Source organism: Paraburkholderia kirstenboschensis (genome assembly GCF_032806925.1).
Lineage (GTDB): Bacteria > Pseudomonadota > Gammaproteobacteria > Burkholderiales > Burkholderiaceae > Paraburkholderia > Paraburkholderia kirstenboschensis.
The window spans coordinates 3,562,142-3,575,177 of record NZ_CP136513.1 but is presented as its reverse complement, the minus strand read 5'-3'; the positions used below and the strand labels follow the sequence as shown (position 1 = coordinate 3,575,177).

Annotated in this window: 4 protein-coding genes and 6 pseudogenes; 5 read left to right on the top strand and 5 right to left on the bottom strand. The window is 60.3% G+C overall.

Annotated features, from left to right (window positions below):
• Positions 1–3: 3 nt before the first annotated feature.
• Positions 4–905, top strand: a pseudogene (locus RW095_RS41635) (AAA family ATPase); the annotation flags it as partial.
• Between the two features lie 515 nt (positions 906–1,420).
• On the opposite strand, the pseudogene RW095_RS38675 reads toward RW095_RS41635, so the two are convergent.
• Both RW095_RS38675 and RW095_RS38670 read right to left on the bottom strand, forming a co-directional pair.
• A pseudogene (locus RW095_RS38675) lies at positions 1,421–2,592 on the bottom strand (IS91 family transposase).
• A gap of 15 nt (positions 2,593–2,607) precedes the next feature.
• Entirely contained in the window at positions 2,608–3,486 is an 879-nt protein-coding gene (locus RW095_RS38670; protein WP_317016493.1) for a tyrosine-type recombinase/integrase, read from the bottom strand.
• 247 nt (positions 3,487–3,733) lie between these two features.
• On the opposite strand from RW095_RS38670, the gene RW095_RS38665 reads away from it, so the two are divergent.
• The 4 genes and pseudogenes from RW095_RS38665 to RW095_RS38650 all read left to right on the top strand — a co-directional run bounded on the left by RW095_RS38665 (position 3,734) and on the right by RW095_RS38650 (position 9,755).
• Positions 3,734–4,864 (top strand): IS110 family RNA-guided transposase, encoded by a 1,131-nt coding sequence (locus tag RW095_RS38665; protein ID WP_317022830.1) that lies wholly within the window; start codon positions 3,734–3,736, stop codon positions 4,862–4,864.
• A gap of 609 nt (positions 4,865–5,473) precedes the next feature.
• Positions 5,474–7,402, top strand: a complete 1,929-nt coding sequence (locus RW095_RS38660) for an ATP-binding protein (RefSeq protein ID WP_317020891.1) — start codon at positions 5,474–5,476, stop codon at positions 7,400–7,402.
• Positions 7,403–7,689: 287 nt separating this feature from the next.
• Positions 7,690–8,568: a tyrosine-type recombinase/integrase gene (locus RW095_RS38655; protein WP_317016493.1), complete on the top strand. Its 879-nt coding sequence runs from the start codon at positions 7,690–7,692 to the stop codon at positions 8,566–8,568.
• Positions 8,569–8,583: 15 nt separating this feature from the next.
• A pseudogene (locus RW095_RS38650) lies at positions 8,584–9,755 on the top strand (IS91 family transposase).
• A 631-nt stretch (positions 9,756–10,386) separates the two neighbouring features.
• Here the strand turns inward: RW095_RS38650 and RW095_RS38645 are convergent.
• From RW095_RS38645 to RW095_RS38635, 3 pseudogenes are all read right to left on the bottom strand, one after another.
• Positions 10,387–10,995: pseudogene (locus RW095_RS38645) on the bottom strand (IS110 family transposase); the annotation flags it as partial.
• A 283-nt stretch (positions 10,996–11,278) separates the two neighbouring features.
• Positions 11,279–12,297: pseudogene (locus RW095_RS38640) on the bottom strand (IS110 family transposase).
• 125 nt (positions 12,298–12,422) lie between these two features.
• A pseudogene (locus RW095_RS38635) lies at positions 12,423–12,944 on the bottom strand (IS110 family transposase); the annotation flags it as partial.
• Positions 12,945–13,036 lie beyond the last annotated feature (92 nt).

Here is a 13,036-nt window from a genome sequence, read left to right as displayed (position 1 = left end):
ACAGCTCACGTAAGCGGCAGTTCGAATGCGTTCGAAAGGGAGCTTCGCGCAGTCATCTTCTCTCACGCTGGCGAAGCCATTCAACTTGGCGCACTCGACTTCGATCAATTAATCGATCAGCAGGAGAGCGGCTTTCGTATCCAGCTGAATGATTTTCGAAAGGACCTCCACAGGATTAACCAAGAGATCACCGCCTTTGAAGAGCAGTTTCAACCAAACGTCAAGAGTGCGTTACAAGAAATCCTCCTTGTCAAGACCCGTCAGATCGACGAGCACAACAAACTCAAGCCCACCGTTGCGCCGAAGCCGGCAGCCGAATTGACGTCCGAACAGCAAGACGCCGCGACACAGCTCGAATCCATTGCTGTCAAGTTTAAGGCACTCGACGAGGCCGCAGCAGCGAACAGCGCGCGCGAGCTAGCGCTGGCCGGAAAACTCAAGGCCATCCCGTTTATGACCTTCTTTTCGGACTCTCGTTCCTAGAGCCGCGCTACTCGTTGTTATTTCAGGAGACACAGATTGAACAGCTGTCGCCTGGACAGCGCGGTGCGCTACTGTTGATCTTTTATCTATTGGTTGATAAGGGACGCAATCCGATCATTCTGGACCAGCCTGAGGAGAACCTCGACAACGAGACAGTAGTAAGTCTACTTGTACCCGTCCTCACCGAAGCCAAGAAACGGCGGCAGATAATCATGGTCACTCACAATCCTAATCTGGCCGTCGTCTGCGATGCAGAGCAAGTAATCTGGTCCAGCTTCGATCGCAAGAACGGTTCCGCCATATCCTATGTAGCCGGAGCGATAGAGAATCCCGCGATCAACGGGCATGTGGTCAATGTGCTTGAAGGGACGATGCCTGCTTTTAACAACCGTCGGACTAAGTACCACACTGTCGGCTGCTAGATTGAACGAGGACAGAGCGAAACGCGTGCGCCTCAGCTTAGCTAGGTCCATGATCAAATTAAGCCGACTTTCCGCAAATATTGCGGCGTCGACGAATCTCCTCAGTCGTCGCTCGGCTTCCAATGTCCGCTCTTTGGGACACTCATCGAATTGGTGCTATTGTTAAGCGTTGTTCGACGCCTGCCCATGTCTGCCACCGCGTGAGTACACGACGAGGCATGCGGGCAGGCGTTGGACAACGCTCGAGGGAGGAAACCGCGGAGTGGTCCAGGACGGCAGGAATATTGCGCAGCTATGGGGATTTAAGTGCTCTCATGAACTGCGGAGACTCACAATCTTCAGTCGAAGCGAGGGTTTGGTGGTCACGTAAATATTCTGCTGCATCCATGCTGCACGTCTGTAGAGGTGTCGCGAGCGCGGCAAGGTCTGCTGGTAACGACAGGCACAAGCGTCTTCTCCTGGCGCTCGTTGCCGAAGAGCCGACAGTCGGTCTGGACAGCCAGGGTGATTCGTCTTCATACGTTGCTTCGGCAAGTGGGCGGAGCGCGAATTGGGTGGCTGCGCAGGAGGATGTCGATGATGATCATCGGCGCGCCGCAATGCCGGCAGACGAACTTCGGGGCGGGAGTGCCCGGTGACGGACCTTCGCTCACAATAATGGAAGCTGGCACGTCTGGCAGCGCCCGTATCGCAGCCAGATTCTGCCGACGCACGGGATTGGCCAGCAGACCATAGTGGCGAATCCGATGGAAGCCGACAGGCAGTACATGCAGCAGGAAACGCCGCATGAATTCCCGTGGCTCAAGCGTCATCGTCTTCTGGCGTGTGCGGCCGCTGGCCCGATAGTCCTTCCATCGGAAGGTCACGCCGCGTTCGTCGAGTGCTATGAGCCGCTGATTGGAGATGGCCACGCGATGCGTGTAGCGCGACAGATACGCAAGCACCGCTTTCGGTCCCGCGAACGGGCGCTTCGCATATACGACCCATTCGCACGTACGCAGCGGCGCGAGCCACTGTGCGAAGGCAGTGGGATCGGCAAGCCCGGCGTACTCACCAAAGAAACGCAACTGGCCCCGGCGATGTGCATGGGTGAGCTCTTCCAGGAAGCGCCGCCGGAACAGCCGCGACAGCACACGTACCGGCAGGAAGAAGCCGGGCCGGCAGGCGACCCACCGCTCACCGTCTGGCGAGAGGCCTCCGCCGGCAACGATGCCGTGTACGTGAGGATGGTGCGTGAGCGCCGAGCCCCACGTGTGCAGCACGAGTGTCGCGCCGACCTGCGCGCCCAGATGCTTTGTGTCGGCGGCGATAGTGCGCAGGGTTTCGGCGGCAACGTCGAACAGCAGGCCGTAGAGCACCGCTTTGTTGTACCAGGCGATCGCGCTGATCGTGGCGGGCAATGTAAAGACGACATGGTAGTACTCGACCGGTAGCAGATCGGCCTGACGTGCTTCGAGCCAACGGTGCGCGGCGCTCGCCTGGCACTTCGGGCAATGGCGGTTACGGCAGGAGTTGTAGGCAACCTCGATCTGCTCGCAGCCGGAACAGCGCAACACGTGACCACCCAGCGCCGCGCTGCGGCACTGTTCGATCGCCGACATGACCTTCAGCTGTCCCAGACTCAGCTGTGTGCGGTCTGTCGCCACACGGGCCCATGCGCGCGGAACACGTCCGCGACTTCGGGCACGGCCGTGCGCCGCGTTCAGCCGTTGTTCTGCAGTTTCTCCAGCGGACTGATCACCTCGCGCAGCAGGTCGGTGGCGACCGGCGCATAGAGTGCTGTCGTCTCCAGCTTCTTGTGCCCCAGCAGAACCTGGATCACGCGGATGTCGACCTTCTGCTCCAGCAGGTGGGTCGCAAAGCTGTGGCGTAGGGTGTGCATCGAGACACGCTTGTTGATGTTCGCGGCTTCGGCGGCGGCATGGATGGCGCGGTTCAGCTGCCGCGTGCTGGGCGCATCGACCGGATCGAGGCCCGGAAACAGCCAGCCGCGCTCCAGCATCCGGCCCTGCGCGTGCGCCACTCGCCACCAGACACGCAGGCGTTCGAGCAGCACCGGCGAGAGCATGGCGTAACGATCCTTGCGGCCCTTGCCCTGTTCAATGCGCAGGGTCATGCGCTGGCCGTCGACGTCGCCGACCTTCAACGCCACCACTTCACTGGCGCGCAGGCCGGCACCGTAGGCGACCGATAGTGCGGTCTGGTGCTTCAGATTGCCGGTGGCGGCAATCAGGCGGCCCACTTCGTCCGGGCTGAGCACGACCGGCAGGACGCGAGGCACGCGCACGGGTTGCATGCGTGCCATCAGGTCGGGCTCGTGGAGCGTGATCCCGAAGAAGAACTTCAGTCCGGTGATCGCCGCATTGAGCGACACGGGTGACACGCCGTGGTCGACCAGATGCAACTGGTAGCGCCGCAGGTCCTCGACGGTGGCGGTGTCAGGAGAGCGTCCGGGAAAGCGCGTGAACTCGCGTACGACACGCAGATAACCGGCCTGCGTCTTCGGTGCGAGCTGACGCATGCGCATGTCGTCGGTCATGCGCTGGCGCAGCGGACTGATGGGCTGAGGTGTGTGGGTCATGACTCTGCTCCCGTTGAACGACGAGGCGGATTGCCTCGCCCTTCAACATGAAAACAGAGTCGGCTTCCTCTCCAGAACCACTAGCATTGGACCGGAGCCCCATACCGCGCGAGCGGTTTAGGCAGTATGACTTTCCGTAACTCAGTGGCTGGCCCGCCGTGAGGAACCAAACGCGGGTTAGCATCACTGCCAGAGCCGCACGATGTGCACAGGGCACACCCCGGCGATTTCCAGCGCGGAGGCCAGCATGAACCACGATAGCACGGTGTTTGTCGGTCTGGATGTTCACAAGGAGTCGATCACGGTGGCGTACGCGATCGATATGGGCGACGTGGAACTGTTGGGCAAGATCGGAACGATGAAGGCGGATATCGATCGATTGTGCAAGCGTGTTCAGTCGAAGGCGCGCCATGTCCGCGTTGTCTATGAAGCCGGCCCCTGTGGCTACGGACTCTACAGGGAGCTCGTTGAAAGAGGATTCGACTGCGTGGTATGCGCGCCGTCCCTGATTCCGAAGAGACCGGGCGAGCGCGTCAAGACGGACCGACGCGACGCAGTCAAGCTCGTACGCGCACTGCGCGCTGGCGACCTGTCAGCAGTACACGTGCCGGATGTTCAAGATGAGGCGTTCCGGGACCTGGCGCGCGCATGGGCGGCAGCGAAAGCAGATCTCAGACAGGCCCGCCAGCGATTGAAGTCCTTCCTGCTATCGCATGGAGTCCGCTACTCAGGTAGCGCCAACTGGGGTCCCGCGCACCGCCGATGGATAAGCGTATTTTCATTCCCAAACCACTGGCAGCAACTGGCCTTCGACGAGTGCCGTCGCACGATTGAAGACAGGTTTGCGCAATGCGAGCGCCTCGAGGCGACCTTGCACGAAGCTGTCGTCGGCTGGCGATTTTATCCGGCCATACTCGGTCTGCAGACCATGCGCGGCATACAGTTCATCACCGCCGTGGGCATGCTCGCCGAATTGGGGGACCTCTCCCGCTTCGAGCACCCCCGCCAACTGATGGCCTGGCTGGGCGTGACGCCCTCAGAACATTCTTCGGGTGAGCGGCGGCGCCAGGGCAGCATCACGAAGAACGGCAACAGCTATGCAAGAAAGCTGCTCGTCGAGGCCGCCTGGAGCTACAGATACCCGGCACGCGTGAGTCCGGAAATTCAGCGCCGACATGAAGGCATTCCCAAACGCATCCTTGACCGTGCCTGGGACGCACAGGTCCGACTCTGCCGCCGATACCGCAAGCTGGCAGCACGCGGCAAGAATGTGAACATCGCTGTCGTCGCCGTCGCACGCGAACTTGCGGGGTTCATCTGGGACATCAGCAAGCTCGCAATGTCGCTCGCCGTAACGCGAAACGAGCAGCCGGCGTAGCGCTGAGCTTTGCTACATCGATTCGACGAGTTTCCTGAAGGCGGCGTAGCCCGGTACCCGAGCAACCCGCGGTTGGACTATGCAACGGACATCATTCGATTTGCGGCTTTAGATAGCGGCAGGCTCAAGGGGCGGACCTCTGTAATGCGGTACCCAACCCGCGAATATCAGTGCGATCCACCGTCGAGACTTACTGCTACGTCGCCCCCAGGAAATTCATGTGCCTACCAAACGAAAACCGGTCCCGATTGACACGGAAAGTCATATCAGTCCCCCGGCCAAAACCGGCCGTTCGACATCGACGCATGAATCGTCGACAGTTCGGTTTGTCGCCTTTGCTGGCATCAGCCGGGCCATCCTGTTTGCAGCGGAAAAACCTAAGGAGTTGGTTTTCAGACGATCGAACGGTCACTCGTGGCCGGCACCCGGCCGTCATAAGCAGCATAATGCAGAAGTTGGGGACTCACTCGATGGGAACACGGTCGCGTTCGGTCGTCACCGACTTGTATCAGGAACAGCATCATCCCCCTCAAAGCCACCGGAGCGCGAGTCCGTCCAGATATCAAAGCGCTGGCGCATGCAAGCAGAATGCTATAAATGGAACCATAGATGGACTCTCGTCCTCCCCGCCTGACAGATGCCGGCGTCCAACAGCCTGGACCAGCTCACCTTGGTGACATGCTTGATAGCCTGAGCGACGGATTCATGTCGATAGATAGGTCGTGGCGCTTCACCTATCTTAACCATACAGCTGAACGATATTTGCAGCAGGACCGGCGAAACCTGCTCGGACGCGACATATGGCAATGTTATCCGGACCTTGTGGACTCCGGCTACTATCACGCGTATCAGCAGACGGCGGCAACTGGACGCCCTAGCCAGCACACTGACTACTACGCGCCGCTCGGCAGGTGGTTTGAGGCTCGCTCATTTGCCCACGACGATGGCATTACGGTGCTCTTCCGCGACGTCACGCGCGAATACGAGCACGCGGCGCAGTTGAAACGCAAAGAGGAAGAACTTGCCGACCTGGTCGCTGACTCGCAGCGGCGCCGCCGACTTTATGAAACTTTCCTGGATAACTCTCCCGACCTGGCGTATGTACTCGACCTGAACCACCGATTCACTTACGCCAATAAAGTCTTGCTCAACATGTGGAATCGCACATGGGACGAGGCGATCGGCAAGAACTGCCTGGAGTTGGGTTATGAGCCCTGGCATGCGGAGATGCACGACCGCGAGATCGAACAGGTCATAACTAAAAAACAACCAGTCCGTGGCGAGGTGCCGTTCGAAGGAGCATATGGGCGACGCATTTACGACTATATTTTTGTGCCTGTACTGGGCCGTCATGGCGAGGTCGAAGCCGTTGCCGGTACAACCCGCGATGTGACTGAGCGCAAGCGGGCAGAAGGAGCCCTGCACGATGCAAGCCGCCGGAAAGATGAATTTCTCGCGATGCTTTCGCATGAGTTGCGAAACCCGCTCGCTCCGATTCAGAACTCTCTCTTTATCCTTGACCGGGCCGACCCTTCAGGGCAGCAGGCGCGGAACGCCAGAGAAGTGATTTGCCGACAGGTCACGCATCTGACTAATCTGGTGGACGACCTACTCGACGTCACGCGGATTGCGCAAGGCAAAATCGAACTGCAGCGCATGAATGTGGACTTGGCCGCATTGGCCAGGCGCACGGCGGAGGATTACCGCACTCTGGCCCAAGGGCGTGGGCTCGAACTTTTAGTCGCCGTGGATGACGAGGAGCTTGTCGTCGAAGGTGATGAGACGAGACTGGCGCAGGCGATTGGCAACCTGCTCGGGAACGCGGTGAAGTTCACGCCCGCTGGCGGTCAAATAACGGTGACGACCCGCCAGTGCGCTGAACGCGCGCTTGTTCATGTCACCGATAACGGAATCGGCATTGCGCCCGAGCTACTGCCAATCATCTTCGAACCATTCACGCAGTCGAGCCAAGGTCTCGCTCGCACAGAGGGCGGACTCGGCCTCGGACTTGCCCTTGTGAAGAGCGTGATCGAGCTCCACGGCGGCAGGGTCACGGCGATGAGCTCACTCGGCGCCGGAGCGGAGTTCACTATCGCGCTCCCGCTGGCTCAGACTACCGACTATGCAACGCCCGAATTTGCTGCATCCAGAGACGAAGGAAACACCCGCTCATGCCGCGTACTCGTTGTTGATGACAACGTCGACTCCGCCGACTCGCTGGCGGCGATTGTCGCGATGTTAGGGCATACGGTTGAGGTGCGTTACGACGGACGCAGCGCGCTCTCACTCGCAGAAACTACGCAGCTTGATGTGGTGCTGTGCGACATCGGGCTTCCGGATATTGACGGATATGAGGTCGCAAAGACACTGCGGCAGAAGCTCCCTGCGAAGATGAGACTGGTTGCGATCAGTGGCTACGCTCAACCCGAAGACGTGCAAAAGGCGCTCGATTCTGGGTTTGACGCGCATTTCGCGAAGCCAGTCGATATGGTTCGAATAGCGCAGCTTTTTGCCGGCGATGACTTTCGCGATGGCTAGAGCTACGCTCAGTTAGTCATAGCGCTCGCGGACGCGCCCCCCTGGAAGATGAGCGTCACGCTGTTTGAAGCCGCGTTTTCGGCTGAACACGCGGTTCGTCGACGATGCCATAAATGACTGAGCGTCCGATTTCGGTCGAACCGACCGTCCGTTGTGGGTCGGGGGACTAAACGGCTCGCGCGGTATGGGGCTCCGGTCCAATGCTAGTGGTTCTGGAGAGGAAGCCGACTCTGTTTTCATGTTGAAGGGCGAGGCAATCCGCCTCGTCGTTCAACGGGAGCAGAGTCATGACCCACACACCTCAGCCCATCAGTCCGCTGCGCCAGCGCATGACCGACGACATGCGCATGCGTCAGCTCGCACCGAAGACGCAGGCCGGTTATCTGCGTGTCGTACGCGAGTTCACGCGCTTTCCCGGACGCTCTCCTGACACCGCCACCGTCGAGGACCTGCGGCGCTACCAGTTGCATCTGGTCGACCACGGCGTGTCACCCGTGTCGCTCAATGCGGCGATCACCGGACTGAAGTTCTTCTTCGGGATCACGCTCCACGAGCCCGACCTGATGGCACGCATGCAACCCGTGCGCGTGCCTCGCGTCCTGCCGGTCGTGCTCAGCCCGGACGAAGTGGGCCGCCTGATTGCCGCCACCGGCAATCTGAAGCACCAGACCGCACTATCGGTCGCCTACGGTGCCGGCCTGCGCGCCAGTGAAGTGGTGGCGTTGAAGGTCGGCGACGTCGACGGCCAGCGCATGACCCTGCGCATTGAACAGGGCAAGGGCCGCAAGGATCGTTACGCCATGCTCTCGCCGGTGCTGCTCGAACGCCTGCGTGTCTGGTGGCGAGTGGCGCACGCGCAGGGCCGGATGCTGGAGCGCGGCTGGCTGTTTCCGGGCCTCGATCCGGTCGATGCGCCCAGCACGCGGCAGCTGAACCGCGCCATCCATGCCGCCGCCGAAGCCGCGAACATCAACAAGCGTGTCTCGATGCACACCCTACGCCACAGCTTTGCGACCCACCTGCTGGAGCAGAAGGTCGACATCCGCGTGATCCAGGTTCTGCTGGGGCACAAGAAGCTGGAGACGACAGCACTCTATGCGCCGGTCGCCACCGACCTGCTGCGCGAGGTGATCAGTCCGCTGGAGAAACTGCAGAACAACGGCTGAACGCGGCGCACGGCCGTGCCCGAAGTCGCGGACGTGTTCCGCGCGCATGGGCCCGTGTGGCGACAGACCGCACACAGCTGAGTCTGGGACAGCTGAAGGTCATGTCGGCGATCGAACAGTGCCGCAGCGCGGCGCTGGGTGGTCACGTGTTGCGCTGTTCCGGCTGCGAGCAGATCGAGGTTGCCTACAACTCCTGCCGTAACCGCCATTGCCCGAAGTGCCAGGCGAGCGCCGCGCACCGTTGGCTCGAAGCACGTCAGGCCGATCTGCTACCGGTCGAGTACTACCATGTCGTCTTTACATTGCCCGCCACGATCAGCGCGATCGCCTGGTACAACAAAGCGGTGCTCTACGGCCTGCTGTTCGACGTTGCCGCCGAAACCCTGCGCACTATCGCCGCCGACACAAAGCATCTGGGCGCGCAGGTCGGCGCGACACTCGTGCTGCACACGTGGGGCTCGGCGCTCACGCACCATCCTCACGTACACGGCATCGTTGCCGGCGGAGGCCTCTCGCCAGACGGTGAGCGGTGGGTCGCCTGCCGGCCCGGCTTCTTCCTGCCGGTACGTGTGCTGTCGCGGCTGTTCCGGCGGCGCTTCCTGGAAGAGCTCACCCATGCACATCGCCGGGGCCAGTTGCGTTTCTTTGGTGAGTACGCCGGGCTTGCCGATCCCACTGCCTTCGCACAGTGGCTCGCGCCGCTGCGTACGTGCGAATGGGTCGTATATGCGAAGCGCCCGTTCGCGGGACCGAAAGCGGTGCTTGCGTATCTGTCGCGCTACACGCATCGCGTGGCCATCTCCAATCAGCGGCTCATAGCACTCGACGAACGCGGCGTGACCTTCCGATGGAAGGACTATCGGGCCAGCGGCCGCACACGCCAGAAGACGATGACGCTTGAGCCACGGGAATTCATGCGGCGTTTCCTGCTGCATGTACTGCCTGTCGGCTTCCATCGGATTCGCCACTATGGTCTGCTGGCCAATCCCGTGCGTCGGCAGAATCTGGCTGCGATACGGGCGCTGCCAGACGTGCCAGCTTCCATTATTGTGAGCGAAGGTCCGTCACCGGGCACTCCCGCCCCGAAGTTCGTCTGCCGGCATTGCGGCGCGCCGATGATCATCATCGACATCCTCCTGCGCAGCCACCCAATTCGCGCTCCGCCCACTTGCCGAAGCAACGTATGAAGACGAATCACCCTGGCTGTCCAGACCGACTGTCGGCTCTTCGGCAACGAGCGCCAGGAGAAGACGCTTGTGCCTGTCGTTACCAGCAGACCTTGCCGCGCTCGCGACACCTCTACAGACGTGCAGCATGGATGCAGCAGAATATTTACGTGACCACCAAACCCTCGCTTCGACTGAAGATTGTGAGTCTCCGCAGTTCATGAGAGCACTTAAATCCCCATAGCTGCGCAATATTCCTGCCGTCCTGGACCACTCCGCGGTTTCCTCCCTCGAGCGTTGTCCAACGCCTGCCCGCATGCCTCGTCGTGTACTCACGCGGTGGCAGACATGGGCAGGCGTCGAACAACGCTGATATGACTTTCCATGTCAATCGGAATGTAGGGTGTCCAGCGCTCTCCTACCCGAATGAATTTCCTGAGGGCGGCGTAGCAGTAAATCTCGACGGTGGATCATGCTGATATCCGCGGGTTGGTTACCGCATTACAGTGGACCGTCTCATGAGCCTGCCGCATTCTTAAGTCGCAAGTCCGGGTGATATCCGTTGCGGGGTTGTGCCGCGGGTTACTCGAGTAGCCGGGCTACGCCGCCTTCTGGGAACTCGTGGATCTATGGGGTGATCGCCATGGTGTAATCAGGTTGTCGGTCTGTTACTGGGTAACGCGAGCGACATCGCCAGGCGCCCGATGTCCCAGATGAAACCCGACAGTTCACGGGCGACGGCCACGACCGTGGTATTGGCATGCTTACCACGCGCGGCGAGCCTCCGGTATCGGCGACACAGTCGAACCTGCGCGTCCCAGGCACGATCGATGATGGCCTTCGGAATGCCTTCATGCCGACGCTGAATGTCAGGACTTACGCGTGCCGGGTGCCGGTAACTCCAGGCAGCCTCGACGAGCAACTTTCTCGCATAGCTATTGCCGGTCTTGGTGATGCTTGCCTGCCGTCGCTTGTCACCCGATGAGTGCTCTGACGGGGTGACGCCGAGCCACGCCATCAATTGACGCGGATGTTCAAAGCGCGACAGATCTCCGAGTTCGGCAAGCATTCCAACGGCCGTGGTGAACTGCACACCGCGCATGGCCTGCAGGCCCAGGACTGCCGGATAGAACCGCCAGTTTGTCACTGCCTCACGCAAGGCACCTTCAACACGCTGGCATTGTGCGAGCCGGTCTTCAATCGTGCGCCGAAGTTCCTCAAACGCGAATTGTTGCCATTCGCTGCCGAACGCATACTGGCTCTATGAACGCGTCCCGTTTTGCAACAGTTTTCGTTTGTTCAGACTGACAGGCTGGGTTGCAGCTCTCTATCCGGCCTTCATGCAGCCGATACAGCCGCTGCGGGCCCCTATGAAATCCGCTGACTCGCTCCTCATTCTTACCACGAGCTCGAAGCTCAAGACAGTATGCAGGTTTAGCGAGTCCCAGGTCCTACCTGACTGGTCATCACAATCGATTGCTGCGCAACTTTCTCGACGTTCACCCTGTGTTGAAACGTTGAAGTTCTATTTCGCGAAGACTTTTTCAGACGGGCTTTACACTGACGTAGTCTTTGCAGTATGGCCTGTCGTGAGCAAGTACCGCCCAGATTGTGCGTGCCATCTTGTTTGCCAGAGCGACGACTACGACGTTCATGGGTCTGCGCCTGAGCATCTGCTCAACCCACGGACCAGGCTCCTTCCCGTGCTCCAGGACCGATCGCGCGCCGTGAATTAACAGGGTGCGCAGGTAGGTGTCTCCACGCTTCGATATGCCGTGCAAGATCACCTTACCTCCGGAACCCGTTTGCCCGGGTACAAGACCGGTCCATGCCGCGAACTCTCTGCCTGAACTGAATGCCTTTGGATTGCCCATGGTCGCGACGGCTGCTGTCGCGGTCAGCAATCCCACGCCCGGGATTTCGCTGATGGCCTTGACCGCCTTGTCCTCTTTTTTCCACTCCCGCATCCGACGCTCAATCTGCGCGACCTGCTCATCGAGTTTCGTCAGTCCGTTCCACTGCTCGCGAAGTGAGTCGATCACAACCGCCGGCAGTCGCTCGGCAACCCGTTCCAATACCGCTGGAATCGCCTCGTCAAGCGCAGCACGGCTCTTGCCCATCACCTCGCCGTATTCCGTCAGCAATCCACGCAGGTTGTTGACCTGCATCGTGCGAAACTTGATGAGTTGCTGGCGCATCCGATGCAGCGCCAACATCGCCTGCTGTGTCTCCGTCTTCACCGCAACCGGCTTGCCTGGTTGCTGAACCGCCAACCAGATCGCGCGTGCATCAGCAGCATCACTCTTGTTTCGAATGTTGAACGCCTTAGCAAATTCAGCCGGTATCAGTTTGACGTCATGTCCCATCCTGATCAGCTGACGTGCCCAGTGATGCGCACCGCTACACGCTTCCATTCCGATGAGGCACGGCGCACGATTCGCAAAGTGCTCAAGGAACTTCGCCCGCTTGATCGGTTTGTTCACGATCTCACCAGTTTCCTGATCGACGTAATGCACCTGGAAAACGAGCTTGGCTATGTCACGCCCACTGCCATACTGTTCATCGTGATCCTCCGGTTGCCGGGAAATGCGTGCATTTCCCATTTGGGCACATCGATGCCGTTGGCCCGTGAGGGTCCACCTTACCTCTGCTCTCACATTCACGGGTGGGACGCGTTCATTTCATTCTTACCCAGCGTCGGTGAGCAGGTCCCCACTCGGCGTGACCGGCATAGCGCACACCGTGTGCGAGCAGGAACGACTTGAGCCGCTGACGCGCCTGCCTCAGATCGTCTTTGGCCGTCATCCATGCACGGGCGAGGTCGCGAAATGCCTCGTCCTCGACGGTCGGCACGCACACCGCTGACAGGTCCCCAGCCCGCAGGCAGCGCACAAGCTTGACCGCATCGCGCCGGTCCGTCTTGACGCGCTCGCCGGGTTTCCTTGGAATCAGTGACGGTGCGCACACCATGCAGTCGAATCCCTTCTCGACCAGTTGGCGGTAAAGCCCGTAGCCACACGGCCCTGCCTCATAGACGACGCGTACGTGTCGCGCTTTCGATTGAAGACGCTTGCACAGGCGATCGATATCCGTCTTCGTCGTACCGGTCTTGCCGGGCAGTTCCACCTCGCCCGCGCCGAGCGCATAGGCGACCGTGATCGACTCCTTGTGAACATCCAGTCCCACATACACCGTGCTATCGTTTTCCATGCTGGCCTCCGTGCCGGAAATCGCCAGGTGTGGCGCTGTCCACACCATGCGGCTCTGGCAGAAATGCTAACCCGCGTCTGTTCCTCACGGCG

Excerpts from the sequence above, each read along its gene's own strand:
- RW095_RS38670 (WP_317016493.1), bottom strand. The coding sequence starts at position 3,486 with ATGACCCACACACCTCAGCCCATCAGTCCGCTGCGCCAGCGCATGACC.
- RW095_RS38660 (WP_317020891.1), top strand. The coding sequence starts at position 5,474 with ATGGACTCTCGTCCTCCCCGCCTGACAGATGCCGGCGTCCAACAGCCT.
- RW095_RS38655 (WP_317016493.1), top strand. The coding sequence starts at position 7,690 with ATGACCCACACACCTCAGCCCATCAGTCCGCTGCGCCAGCGCATGACC.
- RW095_RS38665 (WP_317022830.1), top strand. The coding sequence starts at position 3,734 with ATGAACCACGATAGCACGGTGTTTGTCGGTCTGGATGTTCACAAGGAG.